Annotated in this window: 10 protein-coding genes; 5 read left to right on the top strand and 5 right to left on the bottom strand. The window is 40.5% G+C overall.

What is annotated here, in order from left to right:
* Positions 1-26: 26 nt before the first annotated feature.
* Together F931_RS08340 and F931_RS08335 are read left to right on the top strand one after the other, a co-directional pair.
* The gene (locus tag F931_RS08340) at positions 27-1814 is read left to right on the top strand and encodes an IlvD/Edd family dehydratase (RefSeq protein ID WP_016140942.1); all 1788 of its coding nucleotides are present in this window, start codon (positions 27-29) and stop codon (positions 1812-1814) included.
* Positions 1815-1830: 16 nt separating this feature from the next.
* Positions 1831-3408, top strand: coding sequence for an aldehyde dehydrogenase (NADP(+)) (locus tag F931_RS08335; protein WP_016140941.1), 1578 nt, complete (start codon positions 1831-1833; stop codon positions 3406-3408).
* A 77-nt stretch (positions 3409-3485) separates the two neighbouring features.
* Here the strand turns inward: F931_RS08335 and F931_RS08330 are convergent, their stop codons facing one another.
* On the bottom strand, positions 3486-4106 hold the full coding sequence (locus F931_RS08330; protein ID WP_001278392.1) for a TetR/AcrR family transcriptional regulator: 621 nt from the start codon (positions 4104-4106) through the stop codon (positions 3486-3488).
* Between the two features lie 166 nt (positions 4107-4272).
* Between F931_RS08330 and yhcA the strand changes: the two genes are divergently transcribed.
* Both yhcA and F931_RS08320 read left to right on the top strand, forming a co-directional pair.
* Positions 4273-5850 (top strand): MFS transporter, encoded by a 1578-nt coding sequence (yhcA, locus tag F931_RS08325; protein ID WP_001026286.1) that lies wholly within the window; start codon positions 4273-4275, stop codon positions 5848-5850.
* Positions 5847-6935, top strand: a complete 1089-nt coding sequence (locus F931_RS08320; protein WP_016140940.1) for an HlyD family secretion protein — start codon at positions 5847-5849, stop codon at positions 6933-6935. Before yhcA ends, F931_RS08320 begins: the two co-directional genes overlap by 4 nt.
* 59 nt (positions 6936-6994) lie before the next feature.
* On the opposite strand, the gene F931_RS08315 is transcribed toward F931_RS08320, so the two are convergent.
* The 3 genes from F931_RS08315 to aptA all read right to left on the bottom strand — a co-directional run bounded on the left by F931_RS08315 (position 6995) and on the right by aptA (position 11548).
* Positions 6995-8386: an amino acid permease gene (locus tag F931_RS08315; RefSeq protein WP_016140939.1), complete on the bottom strand. Its 1392-nt coding sequence runs from the start codon at positions 8384-8386 to the stop codon at positions 6995-6997.
* A gap of 103 nt (positions 8387-8489) precedes the next feature.
* Complete coding sequence (locus tag F931_RS08310; protein WP_016140938.1) at positions 8490-10058, bottom strand: CoA-acylating methylmalonate-semialdehyde dehydrogenase; 1569 nt, start codon at positions 10056-10058, stop codon at positions 8490-8492.
* Positions 10059-10165: 107 nt separating this feature from the next.
* Positions 10166-11548 (bottom strand): omega-aminotransferase AptA, encoded by a 1383-nt coding sequence (aptA, locus tag F931_RS08305; RefSeq protein ID WP_080649452.1) that lies wholly within the window; start codon positions 11546-11548, stop codon positions 10166-10168.
* Between the two features lie 97 nt (positions 11549-11645).
* Between aptA and F931_RS08300 the strand changes: the two genes are divergently transcribed.
* The gene (locus F931_RS08300; RefSeq protein WP_016140936.1) at positions 11646-12563 is read left to right on the top strand and encodes a LysR family transcriptional regulator; all 918 of its coding nucleotides are present in this window, start codon (positions 11646-11648) and stop codon (positions 12561-12563) included.
* A gap of 48 nt (positions 12564-12611) precedes the next feature.
* Here F931_RS08300 and F931_RS22455 read toward each other — a convergent pair.
* Positions 12612-15156: Ig-like domain-containing protein (locus F931_RS22455; protein WP_016140935.1), on the bottom strand; the 2545-nt coding region annotated here is incomplete at its 5' end.

The raw sequence follows: 15156 nt of genomic DNA, 5'->3' as shown, positions 1-15156 counted from the left end.
AAAAGTATGAGTGAAAGGATCAAAAAATGAATGATCAAAATAAACGGATTTTTTTACGTAGCCAAGAATGGTTTGATGATCCTGAACATGCCGACATGACCGCTTTATATGTTGAGCGTTACATGAACTATGGTTTGACCCGTGCCGAGTTACAATCAGGTCGCCCGATTATTGGAATAGCACAAACCGGTAGTGATTTGACTCCATGTAACCGTCATCACAAAGAACTTGCTGAACGCGTTAAAGCGGGTATTCGAGACGCGGGTGGTATTCCAATGGAATTCCCTGTTCACCCGATTGCAGAACAAACCCGTCGTCCAACTGCTGCACTTGACCGCAACTTGGCCTATTTAGGTTTGGTTGAAATCTTGCATGGTTATCCGCTTGATGGTGTAGTGCTGACTACTGGCTGTGACAAAACTACCCCTGCATGTTTAATGGCAGCAGCCACAACAGATATACCTGCAATTGTGTTGTCTGGTGGGCCAATGCTAGATGGTCATTTTAAAGGTGAGTTAATTGGTTCCGGCACTGTGCTTTGGCATGCAAGAAACTTACTTGCCACTGGTGAAATTGATTATGAAGGGTTCATGGAAATGACCACTTCTGCTTCACCTTCGGTTGGGCATTGCAACACCATGGGCACTGCACTTTCCATGAATGCTTTGGCAGAAGCGTTGGGTATGTCTTTACCGACATGTGCAAGTATTCCCGCTCCTTACCGCGAACGTGGGCAAATGGCCTATATGACCGGCAAAAGAATATGTGAAATGGTTTTAGAAGATTTACGTCCTTCTAAAATTATGACCAAACAATCTTTTGAAAATGCAATCGCAGTAGCCTCAGCTTTAGGTGCATCGAGTAACTGTCCTCCTCACCTCATTGCAATTGCCCGTCATATGGGTATTGAGCTGAGTTTAGAAGACTGGCAACGTGTGGGTGAAAACATTCCGCTGATTGTGAACTGTATGCCGGCGGGTAAATATTTGGGTGAAGGTTTCCATCGTGCGGGTGGTGTTCCTGCCGTTTTACACGAATTACAAAAAGCTGGTGTATTACACGAAGATTGTGCATCGGTTAGCGGTAAAACAATTGGGGAAATTGCCAAAAATGCAAAAACCTCAAATGCAGATGTCATTTTCCCTTATGAACAACCTCTTAAACATGGTGCCGGTTTCATTGTGCTCAGTGGCAACTTCTTTGACAGCGCCATTATGAAAATGTCTGTAGTGGGCGAAGCATTTAAAAAAACCTATTTATCAGATCCAAACAATGAAAATAGTTTCGAAGCACGTGCAATCGTTTTTGAAGGTCCCGAAGACTATCACGCACGTATCAATGACCCTGCCTTAAACATTGATGAACATTGTATTTTAGTCATTCGTGGCGCAGGTACGGTGGGTTATCCGGGCAGTGCTGAAGTCGTCAATATGGCTCCACCAGCAGAGTTAATTAAAAAAGGGATTAATTCACTGCCTTGCTTAGGAGATGGTCGCCAAAGTGGAACTTCCGCCAGCCCATCTATTCTCAATATGTCACCCGAAGCGGCTGTAGGTGGTGGGATAGCCTTACTTAAAACCAATGACCGTTTACGTATTGATTTAAATAAACGTTCAGTCAACGTACTCATTTCTGACGAAGAGTTAGAACAACGCCGCCGTGAATGGAAACCGACGGTATCTCCATCTCAAACACCTTGGCAAGAAATGTATCGCAACATGGTAGGTCAATTATCTACTGGTGGTTGTTTGGAACCCGCAACTTTATATATGCGAGTCGTAAACCAAGACAACCTCCCAAGACACTCTCATTAATTTCAGGATATTTGTTATGACCATTATCGGACACAACTTTATTGGTGGTTCACGCAGCGCACAAGGTACAACCTTATTAAAAAGCATTCATGCTACGACAGGAGAAACTTTGCCTTATGAATTTCACCATGCAACCGAGCAAGAGATTAATCAGGCCTGTGAAGCAGCCAGTCAAGCGTTTAAGACTTACCGCCATACGTCTCCTGAACAGCGTGCTGTTTTTCTAGAAAATATTGCTGATGAGCTCGATGCTTTGGGTACAGATTTTCTTGAAATTGTCTCACAGGAAACCGCTTTGCCACTTGCACGCTTACAAGGTGAACGTGCCCGTACCAGTGGGCAAATGCGCTTGTTCGCTAAAGTGTTGCGCCGTGGCGATTTTTTAGGTGCCCGTATTGATACCGCTTTGCCTGAGCGCCAGCCTTTACCTCGCCCAGACCTGCGTCAGATTAAAATCGGTGTTGGCCCTGTTGCGGTCTTTGGGGCAAGTAACTTTCCTTTAGCATTCTCAACTGCGGGTGGTGACACTGCTTCGGCACTGGCAGCAGGTTGCTCTGTAGTGGTGAAAGCCCATAGTGGACACATGGCCACAGCAGATTTTGTAGCGCAGGCAATTGAGTGTGCGGTAGAAAAATCAAATATGCCAAAAGGTGTATTTAACATGATCTACGGTAATGGCGTGGGTGAACCACTAGTTAAGCACCCTTTAATTCAGGCTGTGGGTTTTACAGGTTCACTACGTGGTGGACGGGCTTTATGTGACATGGCCGCAGCCCGTCCACAACCGATTCCGGTGTTTGCTGAAATGAGCAGTATTAACCCGATGTTGATGTTGCCTGATGCCTTAAAAAACCGTGGGGAAAAAATTGCACAGGACTTGGCTGATTCAGTGGTTTTAGGCTGTGGTCAGTTCTGTACCAATCCGGGTTTAATTTTAGGTATTAAATCAGCTGAATTTAGTCAGCTCATTAACAACCTGACTGAAATTATAGGGGCTAAGCCTGCGCAAACTATGCTCAATGCCGGAACCTTAAAAAGTTATACCGCTGGTCTTGAGCACTTAACCCAGCATCAAGGCGTTGAACACTTGGCAGGTCAAACTCAACAAGGCAATCAGGCACAGCCACAACTGTTTAAAGCTGATGTTGAGCTTTTACTGGCGGGTGATCAGCTTTTACAAGAAGAAATCTTTGGGCCAACCACAGTCATCATTGAAGTTGAAGATAAAGCCCAACTCATTCAGGCACTACAAAGCATGAATGGGCAACTGACTGCGACTTTAATTGCCGATGAAGCTGACTTAACCGAGTTTGCAGATGTAGTTCCTGTGCTAGAGGAAAAAGCCGGTCGATTACTTATAAACGGCTACCCAACAGGTGTTGAGGTGTGTGATGCCATGGTACACGGCGGGCCATACCCAGCCACTTCAGATGCACGAGGTACTTCAGTTGGAACCTTGGCCATTGACCGTTACTTGCGCCCTGTGTGTTACCAGAACTATCCGCAAAATTTATTGCCGGAAGCCTTAAAAGACAGCAACCCGTTGCAGATTTTAAGATTGGTCAATGGTGAGATGACCAGAGAAGCGATCTAAGAATAAAAAGAGACCACAAGTTGGTCTCTTTTTACTTCTACCTTTAGGTTTTTTAAGGAGGTATAAGCTCCTTAAAATCAATCTAGTTTGTAATTAATATTTTTTAAAAATAAATCAACAGCGTATTCAACCCAAGTACTAATTTCATCAGCTGAGATTAAATAATCAGGATGAGTCAAACATTTTAGGTGGGCATCACTTCTTAACAGTGATAAAAATATATTTGCTGCGACTTCCGAAGAAGACGTTAATTCAATTTCTCCTTGTTTAACCGACTTTTCAAGATAACCTGCAATAATATTTGCCAGACGTTGTGGTCCCACTTCAAAGAACTTTTCGGATAATTCCGGGAACCTTACAGCTTCTGCAATACAGACTCTAAAAAAAGCCAAACCTGAATGCGATAAGATAAAGCACAGATAAGTTTTCCCAATTTCAGTTAAGGCTGAACGTAAATTTTTGGCTTTTGTCTCGACCGACATAATTTGTTTTTGCATATTGGTACATTGGCGTTCAATGACCGCAGCAAACATTGCTTCTTTATTTTTAAAACAACCATACATGGTCGCTTTTGAAACGCCCGCTTCTTTTTGAATCATATCTGTGGTTGTTCCACTAAAACCATGGATCAGAAAAAACTTTGTTGCTGCATCCAGAATTTTTTGATCTTTCTCATTCGTTTTAGTGCAATCAGACATACGACCCTACAAACATATTTAGCAATTTCATTCTTAGTGTAACTCATCGAAAAGTTCAAAATCGAGAATTGACGTAAATTTAATAAGATAGTAGAGTACCGATCGGTACAGTTGAGCTTAATCACCGCTATAAGCATTAAGCTCATTTTAAAATTTAAGGTAAAAGATGAATATACGACCACTCATCGGTTTGGCAGGTGCAATTTTTGCAGCCATGACTGTCGAATTTAATAACCGAATTAGCAGCATTACCTTGGTCGATATTCGCGGTGAGATGGGTATTAGTGTCGACTCCGGTTATTGGGTCAGTAGTATTTATGCTAGTGCCATGATTATTGGGATGATCCTGTCCACCAGTTGGGCCGTTATTTTTTCCATGCGTCGGGTTCTTCTTTTTGCGATAGGACTTTGCCTCTTCTCTAGCGTTTTAATTCCTTTTAGCCCAAATATCGAAATATTTTATTTATTACGGGGCTTGCAAGGACTCGCCAATGGTTTAACTATTCCTTTATTAATGGCATGTGCACTTAGATTCCTAGGACCTGAAATTCGTCTATGGGGCTTGGCCTGCTATGCATTGACAGCAACTTTTTTCCCAAACTTAAGCGCTGCGCTTGCTGCCTTTTATTTAGATGTGATTGGTTGGAAGATGATATTTTTCCAAACCATCCCTTTTTGTGCTTTAAGTGCTGCGTTAGTTTACTTCGGTATTCCGCAAGATCCGTTAAATTACTCAAGAATAAAAACTTACGATTGGACTGGCGCGATTCTAGCCATTATTGGTTTGGCAAGCCTTAGTACCATGCTTTTGCATGGCAATCATTTGGACTGGTTCCATTCAAAATTGATTTGTGTTTTGGCTTTAATGAGTGCCATTACCCTCCCTTTATTTTTAATACATGAATGGCGCTATCCAACACCATTAATTAAACCGCAAATGCTCGAAATACGAAATTTTGGTTATGCTGTTATTGCGTTGTTCTGCTTTGTGGTTATTGGTATGTCAACCAGTACATTACCCCTTAATTACTTAAGCGCCGTGCATGGTTATAAGCCTACTCAAACCATGTGGATTGGCTTACAAATTGCCGCATTACAATTTATCTATATCCCGATTGTTATTAAAGTTTTGAACCAAGCTTGGGTTGATAGCCGATATGTACATGGATTTGGTTTACTTTTGGTTATGGTTGGCTGCTTAGGTGCAAGTCAACTTGATACGACTTGGAACCAAGACCAATTCTATTTTTGGCATGCAATCTCATGTTTAGGACAAACCTGTGTAGTGCTTTCGCTCCTCATGATGGGTACAAATAGTGTCCACCCAACTATGGCAATCTATGCTTCACCTATGATTAACACCCCGCGTGCTATTAGCGGCGTACTTGGTGTGTGCCTTTTAGACTGGGTCAATCGAGTACGTGGTGAATACCATTCAACACGGCTGATTGAAAATACTGCACAACATGTTTTTCAAAATATTCAAGGTCCTGTTATTAATCCTCTTACCCCGCCTGTGCTGAGTGCAGATGGTACCGAACGTGTTTCCGGTGGTTTATCTGCCTTAAATTCTGCGATTCAGGCACAGCAATCTGTTTTAGTCATTAGTGATCAATATCTGATTTTAGCGGGACTTACTGCAATTTTATTTATCGTTATGCTGATTTTGCCAGTTAGAACTTATCCACCACGCATTGCTCTCATTAAGTTAATGAATAGTCATAACTCAGGAAAATCTTTATGAGTACTCTCGAAGCCCAAGATCACTCCATGACCGAGTCACCCAAGTTAACAAAGATGCAAGATCTTAAGAAACACTGGGTTATGGTTATTGCATTTATTATCGTTCTAGTTTCCATTTTATGGATTTTAAAAGTTATATTTTTACCTTCTTCCATTGTTAAAACTGACGATGCGCGGGTAGATGTCGAGTATTCAACTATTGCGCCAAAAGTGTCAGGTAATATTGAAGAAATTTATATTAAAGATCACCAGACCGTAAAAAAAGGCCAGCTTTTGGCACGGATTGATGCACGTGATTATCAGGCGGCTTTAGCTGAAGCTGAATCTAATTATGCAAAAGCACAAGCAGACTTAAATGAAGCAATGCTGGCGGTAGAAAGACAACCGACCGTTATTAGAGAAACTGAAGCACAGCTTAGAAAAGTAGAAGCCGGAATTAAACTTACCAAAGACAATACGGCGCGTTATGAGCAATTGCAGGCACTTGGTGCTGAATCCAGATTGATTACGCAACAGTCAAAAACCACATTGACTGAACAATATGCTGACTTAGATAGCAGTAAAGAAAAAGTGATCGATGCACAGTATCAGCTCAACCAATACAAGATTCAGGTACAAGCCAAACAAGCTGCTTTAAAACAGGCTCAAGCAGCACTTGATAAAGCTAAACTGAATCTGAGCTATACAGAAGTTCGTGCCCCTATTGATGGCATGATTGGTCAAAAATCTGCAAACGTGGGCAACTTTGTAGGTGCCGGGAATCCCTTAATGGTGATTGTACCGCTAGATCAAGTTTATGTAGAAGCAAACTTCCGTGAAATTGAGTTAAAGCAAATTAAAATCGGACAACCTGTTACTGTCTATGTAGATGCTTATAACGTAGAATTAAAAGGTGTGGTAGATAGTTTTTCACCATCAACTGGTGCATTTTTCTCTCCAATCTCTGCAACCAATGCGACTGGTAATTTTACCAAGATTGTTCAGCGTCTTCCTTTACGAATCAAGCTTATTGAAAATCAAAAAGACGTTAAATTATTGCGTCCCGGCTTATCCGTTTTAGTATCTATTGATACGACTCAAAAATAGATCGTTTAAATCTTGGGACATGCGAGAAAAAAGAGACCATTTACGGTCTCTTTTTTAATTTAATCTAGATTCATGGCAACCGCTCTGGTTGCTTTACGCTTTCGCGTGACGAACAACCCACAAACAATCACAAGCGAAGTTACCCCTAAAGATAAAGTGGTTTCATAACTGTATGCTGGCGAGAAGAACATATAAGCCAATACACTTAGAATAATAATAATCACAAACCAAGTGAGCCATGGAAATAGCCACATTTTAAATGGAATTTCCGCTCCTGCAGCTTCCAGTTTATGTCGTAAACGCAGTTGAGAGAATGCAATGACTAAATACACAAGCAAAGCAATTGACCCTGTACTTGAGAGCAATAAACCAAATACTTTTCCCGGGAATACGTAATTGATAATACAACAAATCAAACCAATAAAAGTTGAAGAGAACACCGCAATTGCAGGTACGCCTGCATAATTGACTTTAGTTACTGCTTGAGGTGCTTCACTACGGGTACCCAAACGGAATAACATTCGAGATGATGTATAAATTGCGGCATTCATACAACTTGCCACAGCAATGAACACGACTGTATCAATGATGAGTTTAGTACCTGGTACGTTCAAGCTCATTAAAACGTATTGGAATGTTCCGTATTTTTGTAGGTCTGGCGAACGCCAATCAACAAGTGAAACGGCAATAAACATTGAGACCACAAAGAAAAGAATAATGCGGTACAACACGAGGTTCGTTGCCCGTCTAATTTTCTGTTTAGGGTTTGATGACTCTGCTGCTGCAATCGAGACAATTTCTACGCCAAAAAATGAGAATGCAGTAATTAAAATTGCCGATAAAATTCCTCCCATACCGTGTGGCATAAAACCGGCATTATTGTATAAATTGGCAACCCCACTTACATTTTTAGCTAATGGCCAAAAACCTGAAATTGCTAAAATACCAATAATAATGAAGCCAATAATGGCTACCACTTTGACTAAGGAAAACCAGAACTCAAACTCACCAAAACTTTTGGTACTAAAAAAATTAGCTAAGCTTAGAAATACAATAAAACAAAATGCGTAGATAGAAACAGAAACGTTCGGAAACCATGAATGTAAAATTTCAGCACCTGCAATAGCTTCTACCGGAATTGCGAGCACCCAAAACCACCAATATAACCAACCTATTGTGAAACCTGCCCACGGGCCAATTGCTTTACGGGCATAAGTAGAAAATGAACCAGTGTCCGGCTCTAAAACGGCCATTTCACCCAACATTCGCATCACCAGAAATACCATAATACTGGTAATTAAATAAGCGAGAATAACCGCTGGGCCTGCCTTGGCAATGGCAGAAGATGAACCGACAAATAAACCTGCGCCAATAACACCGCCAATACTAATCATTGTGATATGGCGATTTGAAAGTCCTTCGCCTAATTTTTTTGTTCTATCATTATTCATATTTCAATCCTTAAAAATATATCCATATAAAAATCTATTACATGTTTGAAAATCCTACGGTAATGAAAAAGGGAAAACTAATGTCTTCCCCTTATTGCAATAATTAATTTAGAGTTGGCATTGAAAATTGTTTTGCTTCACGGACTTGCGCAGATGGCCAGCGTTGCGTAATGGTTTTACGGCGTGTGTAAAAACGGACACCATCTGGACCATACGCATGTAAATCACCAAACAATGAACGTTTCCAACCACCAAAGCTATGGTAAGCAACAGGCACAGGTAAAGGAACATTAATACCCACCATACCGACTTGAATGTGACTGCTAAAATAGCGTGCTGCCTCACCGTCACGGGTATAAATGCAAGTACCGTTGCCATATTCATGGTCATTAATCAGTTGCATGGCTTCTTGCATAGTATTTACACGCATAACTTGCAGTACAGGTCCAAAAATCTCTTGTTGGTAACTGGTCATAGCTGGTGTGACTTGGTCAATTAAAGTAGGCCCAACAAAGAAACCTTTTTCGTAGCCTGCCGGTTTTGCATCACGGCCATCTACCACAATTTTTGCGCCTTGTTGTTCTGCACTTTGAATATAAGCCTGCACTTTGTCTTTATGTGCTTGGGTAATGAGTGGACCAAAGTCGTTGCTTGCATCTGCATAATTGCCGAACTTCAATTTTTTCATTTCTTGAGTCAGCTTATCAATCACGACATCGGCAACTTCATCTCCAATAGCAACCGCAACCGAAAGTGCCATACAACGCTCGCCTGAAGAACCAAACGCTGCGCCTAGCAATGAAGTTACTACGTTATCAATGTCGGCATCCGGCATAATAATCGCGTGGTTTTTCGCACCGCCTAATGCTTGGCAACGTTTACCCGTTGAAGTTGCTGTACGGTAAATATATTCAGCAATTGGTGTTGACCCCACAAAGCTGACTGCCTGAATGCGCGGATGATGCAATAAGGCATCTACCGCTTCTTTATCCCCATTCACCACATTAAATACGCCGTCGGGTAAACCTGCCTGTTTTAATAGTTCTGCAAGGTATAAAACCACAGAAGGTGCTTTTTCAGAAGGTTTTAGAATAAAGCAGTTACCGCAGACTAAGGCCATTGGGAACATCCACAACGCCACCATGGCTGGGAAGTTAAATGGTGTAATACCAGCCACAACACCTAGTGGTTGGAACTCGCTCCATGAATCGATATCAGGGCCGACATTTTTTGAATATTCCCCTTTTAAAAGCTCTGGCGCGCCGCAAGCATATTCAACGTTTTCAATACCGCGTTGAAGTTCACCTTGAGCATCATGAGAAATTTTACCGTGCTCTTGTCCAATCAAAGCACAAATCTTTTCGGCATTTTGTTCTAATAATTGTTTGAACTTAAACATGACACGTGCACGTTTAATGACAGGCGTATCTCGCCATGCAGGAAATGCTTGCTCGGCTGCCTGAACGGCTTCATTTACCGTTTGAGCATCTGCAATTTCGACTTCTTTACTAATTTCACCCGTCGCAGGATTGTAAACTGGCTGTCTTCTTGCCGTTTTAGATACAATTCTTCCTTGAATGAAATGCCCTAGCACTTTTTTGGCTTGTTCACTATGCGTACTATTTTCAGTTGAAACTTCGTCATAGCTAAAATTTTCTAGGCCATTTGTCATTGTTGTTACTCCTTACTACAATTGGTTTTCAGATCAATCTGTATTTTTGATTTGGTTTTTAAAGAGCATCTATAGAACCTACCGATGCTCATAAATATCTATAAGCCTTAATTCACTTGGTGCAGTGCATCACCCACAGCATTCATTAAGCGGTCAATATCAGCCTCAGTGCTGTTGAACATTGGCCCGAACTGAAGGGTGTCGCCTCCAAAGCGAACATAGAATCCTTCTTTCCAAAGTTTCATACCAAGCTCGAAGCCTCGAATGGTGGCATCACCATCACGCGGAGCCAACTGTAGGGCGCCAATCAAACCACAGTTACGAATATCTAAAATGTGCGGTGCACCTTTTAAGCCATGTAGCATTTTTTCAAAACTTGGTGCCAACGCTGCAGATTGAGCGAATAGGTTTTTCTTTTCTAAAATTTCAAGCGCAGCTAAGGCGGCAGCACAAGCAACAGGATGTGCCGAATAGGTATAGCCGTGGGTAAATTCAATGGCATGTTCCGGTAAGTCTTGCTGCATAAAGGCAGAGTAAATTTCATGGCTTGCCACCACCCCACCTAAAGGAATGGCACCATTGGTTACTTGTTTCGCAAAGTTCAAAATATCAGGCGTAACCCCAAAATACTCTGCTGCCGTCCACGTTCCTAAACGGCCAAAACCTGTAATTACCTCATCAAAAATTAACAAGATGTCATGCTGATCACAGATTTCTCTTAAACGCTGTAAATAGCCAGTTGGCGGTACAATACAACCTGCTGATCCGGAAATAGGTTCAATAATCACGGCGGCAATATTTGAAGCATCGTGTAGCTCAATTAACTTAAGCATTTCATTAGCAAGCTCTACGCCACCTGTTTCTGCACAGCCTTTGGTAAATGTTAAATTTGTCTGCAAGGTATGCGGCAAATGGTCTACATCCATCAGTTGACCAAACATTTTACGGTTGCCGCCAATACCACCTAGACTTGTTCCTGCAACATTTACACCATGATAGCCACGGGCACGGCCAATCAATTTGGTTTTACTTGGTTTACCTTTAATACGCCAATATGCACGTGCCATTTTAATAGATGTATCTGCCGACTCTGAACCTGAGTTGGTAAAGAAAACGTGTTGTAGTTTTTCAGGCATATGCTGAACAATTTTATCTGCCAGTTTAAAAGACAACGGATGGCCGAACTGAAAAGCTGGTGAGTAGTCGAGTTGACCTAACTGAGCACTTACCGCTTGCTGAATTTCAGGCAAGGTATGACCTGCACCACAAGTCCATAGCCCTGAAAGTGAGTCATAAATTTCTCGGCCGGAATCATCAATCAGGTACGATCCTTTTGCGCCCACAATCATGCGCGGGTCTTTAGCAAAGTTTCGATTTGCAGAGAAAGGCATCCAGTGTGCCTGATAATTTATATGCATATTATTATTGGCTTGAATCGCTTCCGAAGTATGCTCAGAGTCGCTGAATTTATCCGTATCAAACATAACCATTCCTGTTTATTTTCAAATTATGGTTTGAGTGTACATAGGGTGATAAGTTTGATAAATTCAAATTATCTTGAGTTTAGATTTAAAAAAACAAAACTAAATGAAACCGAAAAAATTAAATCAAGTTACTGATTTTGATATAAAACTTCTTAAAATTTTCAAAACAGTTTGTGACTGTCATAGCTTTACATCTGCCGAAAGCATTCTTGGTATTAGCCGCTCTGCAATTAGTTTGCATATGAGTGATTTAGAAAATCGATTGGGCATTCGGCTATGCCAACGTGGTCGCGCTGGCTTTGCCCTTACCGATGAAGGACGGGAAATTTTAGAATATATCGAAGTTCTCACTGCTTCTATCGAAGATTTTCGCTCTAAAGTTAATCAAATGCACAACCGCCTTAAGGGTGAGTTTAATATCGGGATTATTAATAACCTTGTAACGATGCCAAGAGGCTATATCACCAACACGTTGACACAACTCGCCGAAGAACATTCTGAAGTAATTATTAACATTAGTATGAGTACTCTGTCAGATATTGAGTGCCGTGTGCTCGATAACCGTTTGCATGCAGGCGTTATTCCCCTTGTTACGCCTTTGTCCGGTTTGGACTATTTTGATTTATATAGTGAAAGTTCGTTTTTATATTGCGGCAAAAACCATCCCTTGTTTGGCAAATGTAGCAAGATGGATTTAGATGAATTAAAAAAATGGCAAGCTGTACTCCCTAATTATGCGATTACATCGGAAGCGGCAAAGTTGCACCAGCTTTTAGACTGCAAAGCGACAGCAAGCGACCGTGAAGGAATTGCCTTTCTGATTTTAACGGGAAAATTCTTAGGTTTTTTACCCGACCACTATGCAAAAAAATGGGTTGAAGATGGTTTTATGCAAGCCGTTTCAAAGGAAAAAATGTATTACAGCACACCCATTTGCTTAATTACTCATAAAGGCAAAAACCACAATATTATTTTAAAAACTTTTATGGAGATGCTTGAGAAGCGGATTGTTGGAAGTTAAAAAAGAGACCATTAATTGGTCTCTTTTTTTAGTCTATTATTAAAAAACTTAATAAATAAAGGTATTTGAAACTATTAAGTTCTCTAAGGTATCATGCTTACCAGTAAGCAAAATTAATTCTTGCGAATGATACGTAGAATGACTAGCCCCATCTCTATCAACTGAAATAATTAGCCCCGCCTCAGTATCTTTTACCGAAATATAATCTTGAAGATTTCCACTTTCATTTATAAGCAATTGAGACAAATCAATTTTATCATCCTCTACGAGATTAAAATCAGTCCACTCACTCTTAGCATTTCCACCTAAATTATCTGTATTATCGAGAATATTAAAAACCACTGTATCTGCGCCATCTCCTAGAATATAAGAGTAAGTTTGATTTGATATGTTTGTCTCGATTACATCGTTACCAGTTGTGCCAAATACAGGTTCGGCAATATGTTGTTCAATTTGAGTTTTATTCCAAACAGTTCCATCGTCAAATATAATAGATGATAATTGTCCCTCACCAAAATGAATGCTGGCAGTTGAATCATTGAACGTAATAACTCTATCCGCACTAGCCTGTTTTAAAATAATTTCATCAGCTGAAACTGATTTTAAATAAAGTATATTTTGTTCATTGTTATTATCTAGGATATGAACATAACTTAATGACCCTAGTAATGCTTTATCTACAATATAGGTATCATTACCAGCTTCACCAATTAATCCTGTATATACATTCGCGGAATTGCCACCATAAATGAGTGTATCATTCCCTGAACCACCGTATAAATGATCAGAACCCGTATTCGATATTAATGTGTCATCGCCACTACCACCATATAGATAGTCATTTCCTGTAGATCCTTTAATAATTTGAGTAAATGTAGGGTCTGTTGGCTTGTAAGTTCCTGATACAGTATTAATTATAGTAGTTAGTGGTTGAGAACTATTCCCAGCTTGATCTGTAGCAGTTACCCTATATTCTACATTTAACCAATCGAATTTTTCCTCAATATTTACGTGAACCCAAGCACCATTAATTTTTTGCTCAACAGCATAACTATCACTTGGCGCATTAAAAATAATTTTATCTGTACTCACATTATAATTAAACAAATTAGCCAATATAGGTGCCGTAGTATCGGGTGCATTTATATTAATTGAACTTTCATTACCTTTAGCATCCGCAGCAATTACTTTTAATACTTCACCATCTTCGTAAACTATATTCAAAATTACATTGTAATACCCAGATGCATCAGCTATTGCCGAACCGATTACATCACCTGCAGTATTTTTAACAATTATTGTGGCATTTGCTTCAGTTGTACCTTGTACTGATTGCCCTTCAGCCCATCCACCTTGAATAGTTGGTTGATGCAAAATTGGTGGCGTACTATCTGGTGCAATAACCTCTTTCGCTTCAGTTTTATTATCCGATTGATCTGCTGCCGTTACGCTTAAGCTTTCGCCATTTAAGTAAGCTTTATCAAGAGTAATAGAATAATTTCCTGCCTCATCTGCATTAGCTGTGCCTACAACTTTTGTTTCGTAATAGTCTACTTCTAAAATAGTTTTTGGCACTTCTTGCGTTACATTTACATTTATAACGGGGACCATTGAACTAGAATAATTTACTGTCAAAGTATAGGTTCCAGATGCTAATACTGAACCTTGTGCTAGATCAATACTGTAATTTCCGTTTCCAGCTTGAGAGATACTACCAGTTAGACTTGTATTTAAACTCGCACCAGAAAGAGTTGAGCTATAACTACCAGAAAGTGAATTAGTCGAAGAGCTCAAATTTAAAGAAACATGTGCATTTGTACCTGTAACTTCGAAAGAATATGTTTTCGATAAATAATTTGACTGTACTGTCTCATTCAAAACAGATTGGGTTTCTAAAACAGTTACTTCTTTATAAATAGCAGTTACTTGTTCTACTGTCACTCTTGCACCTACTTCGGTCACACCCGCAACCACTTTACCTGCAGCATCTATAATTGCAGTTAAACTTGATGGTGCCGTGGTATCCAGTGCATTAATGGTTTTCGGCGCTGTAGCATTACCAGATTGATCTGATGCTGTAGCACTTAAGCTTTCTCCATTTAAATATGCTTTATCTAGGGTAACTGAATATTTACCTGTGGAATCAGCAGTAGCTGTACCGATTATGGTTCCTGCAGTATTTTTAATTGTTACAACAGCATTCGCTTCGGTCACACCCGTAACCACTTTACCTGCTGTATCAATCGTTGCAGTTAAGCTTGAAGGTGCCGTGGTATCTGGTGCAACAATGGTTTTCGGCGCTGTAGCATTACCAGATTTGTCCGCAGCCATTGCACTTAAGCTTTCACCATTTACATAAGCCTTATCTAGGGTAATCGAGTATTTACCTGTGGCATCTGCAGTACCTGTACCAACGACAGTTCCTACAGCATTCTTAACTGTTACAACAGCATTCGCTTCAGTTACACCTGCAACCACTTTACCTGCAGTATCAATCGTTGCAGTCAGACTTGAAGGTGCTGTAGTGTCTGGTGCAACTATTGTTTTTGGTGCGGTAGCATTACCAGATTTGTCCGCAGCCGTTGCACTTAAG

Source organism: Acinetobacter pittii ANC 4050 (assembly GCF_000399685.1).
In the GTDB taxonomy this organism is placed as follows: Bacteria; Pseudomonadota; Gammaproteobacteria; order Pseudomonadales; family Moraxellaceae; genus Acinetobacter; species Acinetobacter pittii_E.
The sequence above is the reverse complement of the archived record's forward strand: the minus strand, read 5'-3'. Positions and strand labels throughout refer to the sequence as shown.